Below are 14,483 nucleotides of genomic sequence, written 5' to 3'. Positions count from 1 at the left end.
ATCAGTTGCCGATCCGCTTGGAATTGGGATCGATCGGCGTGTCGGTCTTGAGCATCGGATCCCAATGTTCGGCGATCTTACCGTCCTGAATGCGGAACATGTCGAACCAGGTCGAATAATAGGTCGCGCCGCTGCTGTCCTTTTCGGGCCGGACAAAGGCAATGGTGACAAAATCGCCCTCGGCCATGATGTTGATCATCGGCAGTTCCAGCTTGGGCAGGATGTCGCGTTCGGGGCGGGTATTGCGGATATATTCCTGCACGCCTGCCAGCCCTTGCGCGGCCATCGGGTTGTGCTGGATGTAATCGGTGCGGATGAATTCGCCCGCCCGGTCGGCCAGACCGGCCTGCAAGACGATGCGGTACATGTCGTATACCAGCCGCTTGTTGGCGGCGAGGCGCGGGTCGGTGCTGGCGAGCAGCGGCTCGTGATCGGCGGGCACCAAGGGCGGGGTGGCGGTCAAGGCGTTCTCTCCAACGGCAGCGGGTGGAGCGGTCTGTTGCGCATCATCCTCGACCACCAGATTGCAGCCTGCTAGCGCGCACGCAGCGGCAAGGCCTGTCAGATAACGCATGAATCCCTCTCCTCACCTGCATACCTGCCAAAGCCGGGGTGACAGGGCAAGCCGAAGCCGCTAAGGCGCGCCGGACAAAGTCAATTTGGTGGGTCGATGTGATGGGTAAGCCGATGAAGTTTCTGCTCTTGGCAAGCTGCGGCGCCGTGATGCTCGCCGTTCCCGCAGCCGCGCAGAACGATGATTCCTATATGGATTTCACGCCGCAATTCACGCAGGCGGATGATGCCGCGAACGAGAGCGCTGCGGAAGATGACGCAATTCTCGCAAATGTGCCTGCCCGCAATACGATTGTCGTGATCGGGCGCGGGCTTGCGTCCACTCCCGGCACGCCGGCCTATTCCGCCGTGGACATCACCCGCGACCAGATTGTCACCACCGCCAGCGGGCGGCTGGAAGATGCGCTGGTCCGTGTGGCGGGGTTCCAGCAATTCCGCCGGTCGGACAGTCGTTCGTCCAACCCCACCGCGCAAGGTGTGACGCTGCGCGCACTGGGCGGCAACGCGTCAAGCCGCGCGCTTGTGCTGCTCGACGGCGTGCCCATGCTCGATCCGTTTTTCGGCCATGTGCCGTTCAGCGCTCTTGCCCCCGAACGGCTGGGCAATATCCGGGTAACGCGCGGCGGCGGTTCCGGCCCGTTCGGATCGGGCGCGCTGGCGGGCACAATTGAGCTGGACAGCGCCAATGCGGCCGAACTGGGCCTGTTTACGGGCCAAGCACTGGCCAATCAGCGCAACGAGACCGAGCTATCCGCCAGCCTCGCCCCGCGTCTGGGCAATGGCTTTGCCATGGTCGCCGGGCGGTGGGACCGGGGGCAGGGTTTCTGGACAACGCCCGAAAGCCAGCGCGTGCCCGCCAGTGCCCGTGCCGCCTATGACAGTTGGTCTGTCAGCGGGCAGCTGGTGCAGCAACTGGGCGATGTCGAAGTGCAATTGCGCGGCGCGGCGTTTGACGATGAACGCACGCTTCGCTTTGCAGGCGCGGACAACACCAGCCAGGGTCAGGACATTTCGTTGCGCCTTGTCAGCCGGGGGCCGTGGCAGGTGGATGCGCTGGCCTATGCCCAATGGCGCAATTTCACCAATGTCGTGATTTCCTCCACCACCTTTAACAAGTCGCTGGACCAGAAGGATACGCCGGCCAGCGGGCAGGGCGGCAAGATCGAGGTGCGCCCGCCGCTGGGCGAGGGGGTGACGCTGCGGCTGGGGGCGGATTACCGACGGGCCGAAGGCAATCTGTTGGAGGATGCCTATAATGCGACCACCGGCGCGCTGACGCAAAACAGGTTTGCGGGCGGGGTGAACACCAATCTGGGCCTCTATGCCGAAAACGATTGGGAACTGGGTGCGCTGACGCTGACCGGGGGCCTGCGCGCGGATCGCTACTGGATCGAGGACGGCTATTACCGCGCGGTCAATGCGGCGGGCACGACCATCCGCGATGACCAATATGCCGATCGGAGCGATTGGGCGGTGACCTGGCGCGCCGGGGCGGTGGTGCAGGCCAACGAGGTCGTGTCCTTGCGCGCCGCGGCCTATACCGGCCTGCGCCTGCCCACGCTGAACGAACTCTATCGCCCCTTCGCCGTGTTCCCGGTGACCACCAATGCCAATGCCGCCTTGCTGCCCGAAAAGCTGGAAGGCTATGAGGCGGGGATCGATTTTGCTGTGACCGATGGCCTGCGGTTTGGCGCGACTGTGTTCGATAACCGGGTGCGCAATGCCATCGCCAATGTCACCATCGGCACCAATCTGCGCCAGAGGCAGAATCTGGAGGCTGTCCGCGCGCGCGGGGTTGAAGTGAACGGCGCGTGGCAAAGCGGCCCCTTCGGCATCGACGCCAGCGTCGCCTTTACCGATGCCACGGTGCGCGGCACGGGCGCGGCGGCGGCGCTGGATGGCAACCGCCCGTCGCAAACGCCGCAATTTTCGGGCAGCGTGACCGCCAGCTACACCGGCGCGCAAGGCATTCGCGCGGCGGCAACGCTGCGCCATGTGTCCGGCCAGTTCGAAGATGATCTGGAGACCGATCTGCTCAAGGCGGCAACCGTGGTCGACCTTTTTGCCTCCGTGCCGATCGCCGGGCGCCTGTCCGCCGTGGCGCGGGTGGAAAACCTGTTTGATACAGAAATCATCACCCGCAATCAGGCAGGCTCGATCGATCTGGGCGTGCCGCAGACGTTCTGGCTGGGGGTGCGCTACGGGTTCTGATTGCCTCTGGCGCAGCGGTGGCTATCACCGTTGCGAAAAAGGGGAGAGAGTCTGATGGCAGCCGATGCCGCTGTCCTGCCGGTGCGCAATCCGCGCACAGGGCAGGTCGATCATACAATCACGCCCGCCACGCGCGACGGGGTAGCTGACAAAGCAGCTCGCCTGCGCGCCAATCAGCCGGCGTGGGAAGCGCTGGGCGTGGGTGGACGCTGCGCGGTGATGGCCCGCTGGCTCGGCGCGGTGAAAGCCCGCGCAAGGGATATTGGTGAGGCGGATGCGGTCGATACCGGCGGCTGCCACACCTCCTATGTGCAGGGCTTCATCACCTGCGCCAATATCGGCGGCTGGCTGGAAGATGCGCCCAAGGCTTTCGCTGCGCTGGAATGGCACGGCATGAGCACATCCATGACCACGGTCGAGGTGGAAAGCCAGGTCGTCGCCTATCCGCTGGTCGGCGTGATTTCCCCATGGAACGCGCCGCTGATGCTGGCGCTGCTCGATGCGGTGCCGGCGCTGTTTGCCGGCTCCTCTGTCCTACTCAAGCCTTCCGAAGTCACCCCGCGGGTGATCGAGGTGTTGTTCGAAACCGTGCGCGACGTGCCTGAACTCGCCGCCGTGTTCGATTATGTCGCGGGCGCGGGCGAAGTGGGGCAATGGGTGGTGGAGCAGGCCGATACGATCTGCTTCACCGGCTCTGTCCCCACGGGCCGCAAGGTGGCGGTCGCCTGTGCCGAGCGGCTGATCCCCTGCAATCTGGAACTGGGCGGGAAAGACCCCTGCATCGTCACCGAAACCGCCGATCTCGACCGGGCGGCAACAGCGGTGCTGCGCGGCGCGGTCTATGCCACGGGGCAGGTCTGCTATTCGGTCGAGCGGGTCTATGTGCATGAAAGCGTGCACGATGCTTTCGTGGCAAAGCTGGTGGAGAAGGCGGGCGAGGTGCGCCTTAACACCGACAACCCGCGTGCGGGGCATATCGGCCCCTTCACCCACGCCCCGCAGGCCGACATCGTGCTGGCGCATATTGCCGATGCCAAGGCCAAGGGTGCCAAGGTGCTGACCGGGGGCGCGGTGGAGGAGATTGGCGGCGGCCTCTATATGCGGCCCACCATCCTCACCCATGTGAACCACGATATGCTGATCATGCAGGACGAAACCTTTGGCCCCTGCATCCCCGTGATGGCCTACAAGGATACAGAGGAAGCCATAAGCCTCGCAAATGATACGCACTTCGGCCTTACCGCCAGCGTGATTGCGGGCACGGCGGAGGAGGCAAAGGCGATCGGCAGGCGGCTCAATGCCGGCGGCATCTTCCTGCAGGACACCTTCCTCACCTTTGCCAAGCTGCGCACTTTCGGGTCGGACAGCTTTGGCTGGTCAGGCTATGGCGCGCCGCGCATCGGGCCGGAGAGCTTGCGCCGCTTCCTGCGCCGCAAGAGCCTGCTGACGCAGACCGGGCCGGTGGCCGATATTCGCAACGATCACCATCTGGGGAGCGCAGAAAGGGTTGGGCCATGAAGATCACCGCTGCGCTTTCGGGCCGGGGCGGGGCCGCGCCCGAACTGGTCGAACTGGAGCAGGAAGAACCGCGCGCCGGCGAGTTGCGCATCCGCCTTGTCGCCACCGGCATCTGCCATACCGATCTGCACGAACATCTGGGCCGCCATGCGCCGCAACCCATCGTGCTGGGCCATGAAGGCGCGGGCGTGGTGGAGAAGCTGGGCGAGGGCGTTTCCGGCTTTGAAGTGGGCGACCATGTGATCCTGAGCGGCAACAGCTGTGGGCGCTGCCCGTCCTGCCTTGCCGGACGGCCAACCTATTGCGACCTTGCCATGCCACTGTGCTTTGGCGGCAAGAGGCTGGACGGGTCGACCGCGCTGGGCGGGGCGGACGGCCCGGTGCATTCGCATTTCTTCGGTCAATCGAGCTTTGCCACCCACGCCATTGTCCCGCAGCGCACCGCGGTGAAAATGGCGAAAGACCTCCCGCTCGAAAAGCTGGGGCCTTTGGGCTGCGGCGTGGTGACGGGCGCGGGCGGGGTGATCGCGGCGCTGAAAGTGGGCTTTGGCGATACCATCGCGGTTTTCGGCACGGGCGGCGTTGGCCTGTCCGCCGTGATGGCGGCAAAGCTGGTAGGTGCGCGGCGGATTGTCGCAGTCGATCTCAATCCCCAAAGGCTCGAATTGGCGCGCGAATTTGGCGCGACCGATTGTTTCCTTGGCGATGCAGAGGATCTGGCAGGCGGGATCCGAGGCGTGACCGGGCGCGGCATGGATTTCACCTTCAACACCACCAATGCGCTCGCGGTGCACAGTCTGGCGCTGGAGGTGCTGGCCATGAACGGCACCGCCGGTTTCGTGGCGGCGCCGCATGGGCCTTTCAACCCGCAGATGTTCGCCATGCTGGCAGGCGGGCGGCAATTGCGCGGTATTCTGGGCGGTGATGCCAATCCGCAGACCTTCCTGCCGCTGCTGGCCGAATACTGGCGGCAGGGACGCCTGCCGTTTGACCGGATGCTGACCTTCTACCCCTTTGCCGAGATTGAACGCGCCTTTGCCGATGCCCATGCGGGCACCGCGATCAAGCCCGTTCTGCTGATGGAGACAACCGAATGACCCCCGACATCCGCGCCCAGTTGCAGGCGCTTGGCAATGATCTCACGCCTGAAATGCTCGGCGGCACGCAAGCGCTGATGGCGAGCATGAGCCGGGGCATGGCCGCCGCCACCAAGGTAACGCGCGACATCGCCTATGGCCCCGATGCGCGCCACCGGCTCGATATATTCACCCGCGATGGCCTTTCAGGTGCGCCGGTCTTTGTCTTCGTCCATGGCGGCGGTTTCGTGATGGGCGACAAGCATACCGAAGGCAGCCCGTTCTATTCCAACATGGGCGATTTTGCCGCGCGGCACGGCTTTGTCGGGGTGACGATCACCTACCGCCTCGCGCCTGCCAACCGCTTCCCCTCCGGCCCCGATGATCTGGCGCTGGTGATGAACTGGCTGCGCGCCAACATCGCCACGCATGGAGGCGATCCTGCGCGCATCGTGCTGAGCGGGCAATCGGCAGGGGCGACGCATGTGGCCGGATACCTCGCCCACCGCCGCGATCATGCATCGGGCACGGCGGGCGCGGTGTTGATGAGCGGGATTTACGACACGCGCACAGCCGCGCCCAACCCCTTTGCCGAGGCGTATTATGGCCCCGACCCGCGCGGCTGGGGCGTGGCCAGCACGCTGGCCGGGCTGCTGGCAAGCGAGGTGCCGATCCAGTTTTCGGTGGCCGAATTCGATCCCGATGATTTCCACCAGCAGGCCGCGCAGGTGGTCAGCCAGTGGCAGGCGGCAAAGGGCCGCTTTCCCGAAATGCATTTCCTGACCGGGCATAATCATCTTAGCCCGGCGCTCTCCATCGGATCGGACATCCGCGAGGTGGAGCGCATGGTGGCAGGTTTCGTGCGCCGCGTGACGGGCTGAGCGCGGGGGCGCATGGCCCCTCCGGGAACCTTACCGGCCCCGCATTGTTCTTCCCCCAAGCCAGATGCTTCAACAGTGGGAAGGAGAATACCAATGCACAAGTTCATGACCGCCGCCGCCGCCGGTGTCGCGTTGATCGGCCTGTCGGCCTGCGATGTGGAACAGACCCAAGAAGGTGAACTGCCCGAAGTCAGCGTGGAAGGCGGGCAGATGCCGGAGTTCGATGTGGATACAGCCGATGTTGATGTCCGCACCGAGGAAGCCACGGTGGAAGTGCCGGTGATCGATATCGAGGAGCCCAATGCGGGCGACGGCAACTAAGCTGCAAGACTAAAGCCAACCAGCGGGCCGGAGAGCGATTCTCCGGCCCGTTTCGTTTGCATCACCCTGCTCTTGCGCAGGCGATGCACAGCGATGCTTCAGGACGCGCCTCCAGTCGCCCGGCGGAAATTTCGGCTCCGCATTGCGCACATTCGCCGTAAGTCCCCGCGGCAATCCGGTCGAGCGCACGCTCGGTCGAGGCGATGGATCGCTTGATCATGGCCGCCTGGCCTTCGGCGGTTTCCTCGTCCTCCAACTGGTTGGCGCGTTCGTCCCAATCCTTTTCGGCTTCCTCGTCCAGTTCGGTTTCGAGGCGTGAGAGACGGCCCGTAAGTTCGGCCAGCTGGGCTTCGAGGCGAGCCTTGGCGGCGGCGGTATCGGTCATCAGTTCGTTCTCCTTCAGGCCCCGACCCAGCAGCCGTGAAAACACATCGGCTGGGCAAAGGGCAGTTTGATCGTGGCAATCGGCGGGCGGCTGACGTCGTTCCCGTCAAGTATGAGCAGGTCCATACGCTTTTCGGCAAAGCGGTCCACCGCCACCAGCACAAAGCCATCGCCTTCCGCCGCATCGGCCGTTCGCGGCACGAACACCGGTTCCTGCGCGGCGGCACCTTGCAATTCATGCGCTTTTACCTCGCCCGTGTCCCAGTCGATCTGGCCCACGCCCATCTGCGGAAAATCGCGCAGCGCGAAATAGCCTGTGCGGTATTTGCGCATGGCATAGCGGTCATCGATCTTGGGCATGTCGCCCAGCGCGCCATTGACCGGTTGCAACGTCACCGCCTGATCATCGGGCTTGGACAGGTCGAAGGTGATGCGCGTTATCTGGGTGATCGTTTCGGGCATGGTGGGCGTGCGTCCGTGCTTGTCCTTGAAGAAGGAGAAGCAATTGCCGGGGCTGCAAGGCGTGTCGAGGATCACCTTGTCGCCTTCGGAATAGGCGTTCATCACATGGCCCATGACAATGCCGGGAATGGGGAACCAGCGCATGTCGCGCGCGGGATCGCCGCCGCGCGGCATCACGCCCCACATGCTGGGCAGGTCGGGATCGTATTCGTAATAATCCCCGCCCGTACGCAGCCGCGCCTCGTCCGCCGTCAACGGCATGATCGGCAGCACGATATGGGCGCGCGTTACGCCCCAATCGTGGCTGAGGCCGGGGTAGGGCGTGTGGAACCATTGTTCGCGCACCAGCCGGCCGGCACGATCGAACACGTGCAGGCTGGCATCGGTGGTGGGCGCGCCCTTGGCAAAGACGCCGTAGCTCCACCATTCGCCCGTTTCCGGATCGATCTTGGGATGCGCGGTCAGCGCGGTGGATTCGAGCGCGCCAAAATCGCCGATATCCAGCGTGTCGAGCGTTTCGGGATCGAGCCGGTAGGGGCGGCTGTCTTCGCGCAAGGCGAACAGTTCGCCGTGATGGGCAAAGGCATAGGTGTTGCCGGTATTGTCGCGCTGAGGCAGGTTCGAGACGCTGTCGTCATCGGTGTAGCGGTTGCGGTATTTGCCATACAGCCGCCGCCGCGCCGCCAGTTCGGCCTTCATCCGTTCGGTCCGCACAAAGCGGCTGCGGTAGGACACGTGCCCGTCTTCAAAGCGGAACATCGAAAACATCCCGTCGCCATTGAGGATGATGTCATCCTCCAGCGTGGGGAACAGCCGGTCGCCCCCGGTGCGGTAATAGGCGCCGTTGCGCAGCGCCTCCGGAATCTCGCCCTCCACCTCGCATTCGAACACATCGGCTTCAAAACGCATGGCCGTGCGCTGTTGCAGCCCGAAGCTGTGATAGGCGTGAAATGTCTCCGGCATTGCTCTCTCCCTTTTTGTGGGGATAGTTGTGCGGCAATAGCTGCCCAAATCAAGCGGGCAATTGATGGGGGACAAATACCGATGACCGACGAGTGCTGGCCCGACGGGGTGCCCGCGATCATGCCGGCGCAGGACCGGGCGGAGATCGAGGAGCTTTACGCCCGCTACGCCTGGGGCATCGATCTGGCGGACGAGGAACAGGCCATTGCCACCTTTGCCCGCGATGCCGAATTCGATCATCTGTGGCAGGGCAAGGTCAAGGGACACGAGGCGATCCGGGCGAACCTGCGCAAGCTGTGGTATGACCGGCAGCACTGGTGGTATGGCCGCCAGCATCTGATGAACCATTTCATCATGGACCCGCATCCCGAAGGCGCGCGGGTGCGTTGCTTCTTCCAGATTATCCAGTGGAACGCCGATTACCGCACCAATTTCGTGTTCGGCGTGGGCACGCGCGATGACCGGCTGGTGCGCGAGGACGGGCGGTGGAAATTCTGGCGGCTGACGGTGAACGCGTGGACCGATGTCGATCAGGTGCCGTGGAAAGGCGAACGGACGCTGCCGCAGCGCCCGCCCTATACCATGCCGCCCGCCGATACGCGCCCGTTTGACGAACAGACGCGCGATCCGTTCTGAGCCAGCGGGCTGAAAGTGTCGAAGTTGACAGCGTGACGATGGCGAATGTGCACGAATTATTTCGGTAAATCAGAATAATAAACCCGAATAGCGAAGTTGACACCTGTGCAGCTTCCCCGCCGACAAGCCGGGGGCGCAGTGTGAGGACGGACAGGTCAAAGAACGTTTGCCGCGTGACGCCGGGTGCCTGTTGTAGGAAAGAGGTTGATGCCCCGGCTGTTGCGCCGGGGTGCGGCGCTCTCAGCCCTTTTTGCGCGCCGGAATCTTGGCCAGCTTGCGGCTCTTGCGGCTTTCCTTAGCTGTCTTTCCTCCGCCTTTCTTCTTGCCCTTTTTCGTTTTCGCAGCCTGCACCTCCAGCACCGCTTCCGCAAGGCGGCGGATGGCGGCAGCGCGCGGCCTGATGCGGCGATCCAGCACGGCGCGGGCGAGCGCGGCAATGTCCAGCGCGTCCTGATCGAGCGGCGCGGCGTCTGCCGGCGGCGCGTTACCCTGATTGGTGTTGCTCATCGAACCTGAAAACTCCTGTTCCCTTGCGGGGAGCGACACAGAAGAATGTTTCGATAGCAGCGGCAAGCAATGCTGAACGCCGTCACAAAAATGTCAAAAAGCGGGGACTAAGCGCGCTATCCGATGCGCAATTCGTGCGTGCAGCCCAGCCAGCCGGCCAGCGCTTTCAGATCGGCCCGAACAAGATCGGAGGCGAGCTGGGCGCGGTCTGCATCCAGCCACAAGACCAGCTTGCTGTCTTCGCGTTCCAGCCGGCTGGTGAGCATCGAGGCGCGGCTGCCTGCGCCGATGCGGCGGCACAGGCGGAAGGCCAGGCCCCAGGCGGCCGCCTCGCGCAGTTCCGCCTCATCAGCCAGCCGCAGCAGGTCGGCGGTGGGTTCGGGCTTGGCGCAGGCCCCGCGCAGTGCTGCGCCGATCAGCGCGCGGCCACGATGATCGATGCCGATCCAGCGCTTGTCCATCGCCCAGTCGAACGAATGTTTCAGCCGCATATTCGGCTCCAGCCGGGTTTGCGCCTTGGCCAGCAGGATGGCGGCCAGCCGCAGCCGTTCCGCGCCATAGCCCAGCGGATTGACGATGCGCGCGGTCCAGCCTGCGGTCATCGTCGCATCCTGCAAACTGCCGCCGCGCGGCGCGGTGAAATGCGTGACGGCGGCCAGCAGCGGATCGGCCTCGCGCGCGGCAGGTTCCAGCCGGTCGAACAGCAGCCCTTCGCGCAGGCCCCAGGCCGAAATCACCAGCGAGGAAGGTTGAAGCGCAGCCACCAGCACCTGCAACAGCGCGGCGGCATCGGGCAGGCCTGCCGCGCGGCTGGAAGGCACGCCGCTGATTCCGGCCAGTTCGTCCGTGGGCGTGTCCACCAGCTTGCGCGCCAGCTTCAGTGCGTCTTCGGCAGCGAGCCGGAAGGCGTGCGGATCGCTGAGCGGATAATTCATCCGGTTCATGGCAAAGGCGGCAAAGGCCCGCCATGTGCCGCCCACCAGATACAGCACCTGCCCCGGTCCCGCCGCCAGTGCGGCGGCTTCCAGTTCCCTCGCCACCGTCTTGCGAAAGTCCGCCTCACCCTTGGCACGCAGTGCAGCCAGGCGCAGCGTGCCCAGCGGCAGGCTGGCCCCGTCATGGCATTGGCCATCCGCGATGCTGACCAGTTCGATACTGCCGCCGCCCAGATCGGCCACCAGACCTGCCGCACCGGGAAAGGCACCGATCACGCCATAGGCGGCGTATCGTGCCTCCTCCTCACCCGACAGCAGGCGCGGCGAAAGGCCGAGTTCGCGCACCCGTTCCAGAAACGCCGCGCCATTGGTCGCATCGCGCACCGCAGCGGTGGCGACGCATTGCACATCGTCCACTTCCAGATCGCGCAGGATCAGGGCAAATCGCGAAAGGCCCGACAGCGCCAGATCCATCGCCTTGTCGGGCATCTTGCGGCTGGTAGCCAGGTCGCGCCCCAGCCGCGCGGTCACCTTCTCGTTCAGCCAGACAGACGGCGCGCGGCGCGATCCGGAATAAACGACCAGACGCACTGTGTTCGACCCGATGTCGATCACGGCGCGATCAGGGCGATCCACCGGGATCGCCCGCGGCTTGCTGCGGATGGTCATGGTTATATGCCGCCCTTGCGCAGGGAAAGGCGCGGAACGCGGCTGTCCTTCAGCGCGCCGCCCCGGCCCGACAGCGACGGGTTGGTCATGAAATAGGCGTGGCAATTGAACCCCGGCACGCCATTGCCATCGGTATCCTCGGCATCGGGATCTTCCTCGATCCGCTGATATTCGCCGGTTTCCCCGTCGAGCAGCCAGCTCTGTTCGGTATCGAGCAGATTGGCGAGCAGCACCTGTTCCAGCACCTGATCGTGCACCGTGGGGTTGGTGATGGGTACCAGTGTTTCCACGCGGCGGTTGAGGTTGCGGCTCATCGCGTCGGCGCTGGAGATATAGATGATCGCCTGATCGCCGGGCAGCGGCGCGCCATTGCCAAAGGCCCAGATGCGGCTGTGTTCCAGAAAGCGGCCAATGATCGATTTGACCGAGATATTGTCGGACAGGCCGGGCACGCCGGGGCGCAGGCAGCAAATGCCCCGCACGATCAGCACGATGCGCACGCCTGCCTGGCTGGCGGCATAGAGCCGGTCGATCATGCCTTTTTCCGTAATGGAATTCATCTTGGCCCAGATCGCCGCTGGCTGCCCGCTGCGCGCATTGGCGATTTCCTGGTCAATCAGTTCATACAGCCGTTCGCGCAGGTTGAGCGGCGAGATCGCCAGCCGCTCCATACCCTGCGGCTCGACATAGCCGGTGATGAAATTGAACAGGCGCGCGGCATCGCGGCCAAAGGCAGGGTCGGCGGTGAAGAACGATAGGTCGGTGTAAATGCGCGTCGTCACCGGGTGGTAATTGCCCGTGCCGAAATGGCAATAGGTGCGGTATCCGCCTTCTTCCGCGCGCACGACCATGCTGATCTTGGCGTGGGTTTTCCAGTCGATGAAGCCATAGATCACCTGCACGCCCGCGCGTTCCAGCTCGCCCGCCCATTTGAGGTTCTGCTCCTCATCGAAACGCGCCTTCAGTTCCACCACGGCGGTGACCGATTTGCCTGCCTCTGCCGCTTCGATCAGCGCGTTGATAACCGGCGACTGGTTGCCCGCGCGGTAGAGCGTCTGCTTGATCGACACCACCGCCGGATCGGCGGCCGCCTGCCGCAGGAAATCCACCACCACTTCGAAACTTTCATACGGGTGGTGGATCACGATGTCCTTCTCGCGGATCGCGGCAAAGCAATCGCCGTCATGCTCCATCACCCGTTCGGGATAGCGCGGGGTGTAGGGCGTGAATTTGAGGTCGGGCCGATCCTCGTTCACCACGCTGGCAAGGCCCGATATGCCGATCATCCCCAGTGTCTTGGTGACGAATGCCTGATCAAGCCCCAGCTTCTCGCGCAGCAGCTCCTCGGCTTCCGGGTCGAAATTCTCATCGAGTTCGAGCACGATCACCTGGCCGCGCCGGCGGCGCTGGATGGCGGTGCGGAACTCGCGCACCAGATCCTCGGCCTCTTCCTCGACCTCGATATCGCTGTCGCGCAGCACGCGGAACACGCCGTCGCCCCGGATGAGAAAGCCGGGGAACAGCACGGGGGCAAAGCGCTGGATCAGCCGCTCGATCGCCATGTAGATGACATCGCCGCCGGTCTCGCTTTCGGGCACGCGGATGAAACGCGGCAGCGCGGCGGGGATCAGCACCATCTCAACCAGCCGGCTGCCGTCCTCCTGCCGCTCCAGATTGAACAGCACGCCGATACCGGTATTGGCGACAAAGGGGAACGGATGCGCCGGGTCGATCGCCTGCGGGGTGATGACCGGCATGATATGGTCAATGAAATAGTGCCGCAGCCAGGCCTCTGCCCGCGCGTCGGAGAGATCGCCGCCACGCACCTGGATGCCCTGTGCGGCCAGCAGCGGCCGCAGCTCGTCGAGCGCGGCTTGTTGTAGCGTTTCCACCTGCCGCAGCCTTGCACCGATAGCAGCCAGTTGCTGCGCCGGTGTCTTGCCGTCGATTGACAGGGTGGACACGCCGCTGCGCACCTGACCCACAAGACCCGCCATGCGGATCATGGCGAATTCATCCAGATTGCTGCCCGAAATCGACAGAAAGCGCAGCCGTTCAAGCAGCGGATAGGCGGTGTTGCGCGCCTCGGCCAGTACGCGCTCGTTAAACGAAAGCCAGCTCAGCTCCCGGTTGAAATAGAGCAGTTCGGGGCTGGTGCGGTCGATCGCGGGGAGGGTTTCAAGCGTCGTCATCGCGGGCCTTGGTAACGGGATATGCCGGAACGTCCATGCGTCAGGATGTGCAGGTTTCGACTGCCGGGCGCAAGGCAAAGCGGCGGATTGTCACGGATTGCCTGCCCCCTGGGTCCGTGCGGATCAGACCAGATCCTGCGCCCGCGCGATCGCGGCGATGCCGCGTTTGCCATCATTGCGGCCCAATTGCACGAGGACGTCGATCACGCTGGCGGCATAGGCGATGGTGTCGCTGCGCGTGAGGCCAATGCCGGTCTGCATCACCATCAGGCTGAGCTGTTCCAGCGCCCCCCGCAGGGAATTGGCGTGAATGGTGGAAAAGCTGCCCGGATGCCCGGTATTGATCGCGCGCAGGAAGGATACGCTTTCCGCGCCGCGCAGTTCGCCCAGCACGATGCGGTCAGGCCGCAGGCGCAGCGCCGCTTGCAGCAATTCGTTTGCCGTCACCTTGGCTTCGCCCAGTTCGCCCTTCACCGCGACAAGCCCCACGCCATTTGCGCCGGGAAGCTTCAGTTCGGGCGTGTCCTCCACCAGCACCACGCGTTCGTCGCGCGGTATTTCGCCCAGCATGGCGTTGAGGAAGGTGGTCTTGCCCGTGCTGGTGCCGCCCGAAATCAGGATCGTCTTGCGCGCGCGGATAGCGGCACGCAGGAAGGCGATCGGAGCTTGCGCGGGATCGGGCATTTCCGTCTCCTGCGGCGGCACCAGCGGGCCGGCGTCGTAGGCGTCGAGCGGGAGGTCAAGCTGGCGGTGGCGGCGGATCGCCATCGCCCAATGGCGGCGCGTGGCAGGTGGGCCGCAAAACTGCACACGCGCCCCGCCATAGGTATCGGCGGGCAAGGTCGCGCCCAGCAGCGGGTGTTCGCGGTTGATGCCCTGATGGCTGATACGTGCAACCTGCTCGGCCAGCCGCTGCACCAGCTTGTCGTCGACCTGAGGGGCGGGGATGCACTGCATGCCCGGATGCGCGGCATCTTCCACCCAGATTTCGCCCGGCCGGTTGACGAGGATTTCGGTCACCGTGTCGCGTTCCAGCCATTGCCGGAACGGCGCGAGATAGGCGTCGAGATAGACCGAGCCGCCCGCAGGCAGCACGGCTTGTGCCGCCGCCTCGGCCTCATCGTTCAGCCGGTGAATCTCTGCCGCCATCAACCC

General features: G+C 64.5%; 13 protein-coding genes. 6 read left to right on the top strand and 7 right to left on the bottom strand.

Translation table 11 applies throughout. The annotated features are described in order from the left end of the window. Nucleotide 1 precedes the first annotated feature (1 nt). Nucleotides 2-574: a nuclear transport factor 2 family protein gene (locus tag WFP39_RS13365; RefSeq protein ID WP_336920269.1), complete on the bottom strand. Its 573-nt coding sequence runs from the start codon at nt 572-574 to the stop codon at nt 2-4. A gap of 113 nt (nt 575-687) precedes the next feature. Between WFP39_RS13365 and WFP39_RS13360 the strand changes: the two genes are divergently transcribed. From WFP39_RS13360 to WFP39_RS13340, 5 genes are all read left to right on the top strand, one after another. Next, nucleotides 688-2,784, top strand: a complete 2,097-nt coding sequence (locus tag WFP39_RS13360; RefSeq protein WP_336920267.1) for a TonB-dependent receptor — start codon at nt 688-690, stop codon at nt 2,782-2,784. A gap of 54 nt (nt 2,785-2,838) precedes the next feature. Beyond that, entirely contained in the window at nt 2,839-4,302 is a 1,464-nt protein-coding gene (locus WFP39_RS13355) for an aldehyde dehydrogenase family protein (protein WP_336920265.1), read from the top strand. Beyond that, nucleotides 4,299-5,399, top strand: coding sequence for an NAD(P)-dependent alcohol dehydrogenase (locus WFP39_RS13350; protein WP_336920264.1), 1,101 nt, complete (start codon nt 4,299-4,301; stop codon nt 5,397-5,399). Before WFP39_RS13355 ends, WFP39_RS13350 begins: the two co-directional genes overlap by 4 nt. After that, nucleotides 5,396-6,259 carry an alpha/beta hydrolase gene (locus WFP39_RS13345; protein ID WP_336920263.1) on the top strand — a complete coding sequence of 288 codons (864 nt, stop codon included), beginning with the start codon at nt 5,396-5,398 and terminating at the stop codon, nt 6,257-6,259. Before WFP39_RS13350 ends, WFP39_RS13345 begins: the two co-directional genes overlap by 4 nt. 93 nt (nt 6,260-6,352) lie before the next feature. Beyond that, entirely contained in the window at nt 6,353-6,580 is a 228-nt protein-coding gene (locus WFP39_RS13340; RefSeq protein ID WP_336920262.1) for a hypothetical protein, read from the top strand. A gap of 61 nt (nt 6,581-6,641) precedes the next feature. Here the strand turns inward: WFP39_RS13340 and WFP39_RS13335 are convergent, their stop codons facing one another. Both WFP39_RS13335 and WFP39_RS13330 read right to left on the bottom strand, forming a co-directional pair. Next, nucleotides 6,642-6,965 (bottom strand): TraR/DksA family transcriptional regulator, encoded by a 324-nt coding sequence (locus WFP39_RS13335; protein WP_336920260.1) that lies wholly within the window; start codon nt 6,963-6,965, stop codon nt 6,642-6,644. 14 nt (nt 6,966-6,979) lie between these two features. Beyond that, nucleotides 6,980-8,389 carry a carotenoid oxygenase family protein gene (locus WFP39_RS13330; protein ID WP_336920259.1) on the bottom strand — a complete coding sequence of 470 codons (1,410 nt, stop codon included), beginning with the start codon at nt 8,387-8,389 and terminating at the stop codon, nt 6,980-6,982. A gap of 81 nt (nt 8,390-8,470) precedes the next feature. Between WFP39_RS13330 and WFP39_RS13325 the strand changes: the two genes are divergently transcribed. Then, a complete protein-coding gene (locus tag WFP39_RS13325) occupies nt 8,471-9,025 on the top strand; it encodes a nuclear transport factor 2 family protein (protein WP_336920258.1) in 555 nt (184 codons plus the stop codon). A 240-nt stretch (nt 9,026-9,265) separates the two neighbouring features. Here the strand turns inward: WFP39_RS13325 and WFP39_RS13320 are convergent, their stop codons facing one another. The 4 genes from WFP39_RS13320 to virB11 all read right to left on the bottom strand — a co-directional run bounded on the left by WFP39_RS13320 (nt 9,266) and on the right by virB11 (nt 14,477). Then, nucleotides 9,266-9,532, bottom strand: a complete 267-nt coding sequence (locus WFP39_RS13320; RefSeq protein ID WP_336920257.1) for a hypothetical protein — start codon at nt 9,530-9,532, stop codon at nt 9,266-9,268. A gap of 116 nt (nt 9,533-9,648) precedes the next feature. Further along, nucleotides 9,649-11,136: a Ppx/GppA family phosphatase gene (locus WFP39_RS13315; RefSeq protein ID WP_336920255.1), complete on the bottom strand. Its 1,488-nt coding sequence runs from the start codon at nt 11,134-11,136 to the stop codon at nt 9,649-9,651. A 2-nt stretch (nt 11,137-11,138) separates the two neighbouring features. Beyond that, on the bottom strand, nt 11,139-13,328 hold the full coding sequence (locus WFP39_RS13310) for an RNA degradosome polyphosphate kinase (protein WP_336920253.1): 2,190 nt from the start codon (nt 13,326-13,328) through the stop codon (nt 11,139-11,141). 123 nt (nt 13,329-13,451) lie between these two features. After that, nucleotides 13,452-14,477, bottom strand: coding sequence for a P-type DNA transfer ATPase VirB11 (virB11, locus tag WFP39_RS13305; protein ID WP_336920251.1), 1,026 nt, complete (start codon nt 14,475-14,477; stop codon nt 13,452-13,454). Nucleotides 14,478-14,483 lie beyond the last annotated feature (6 nt).

Source organism: Alteraurantiacibacter lauratis, from assembly GCF_037154155.1.
In the GTDB taxonomy this organism is placed as follows: Bacteria; Pseudomonadota; Alphaproteobacteria; order Sphingomonadales; family Sphingomonadaceae; genus Alteraurantiacibacter; species Alteraurantiacibacter lauratis.
This window is presented reverse-complemented; position numbering and strand designations above follow the sequence as displayed.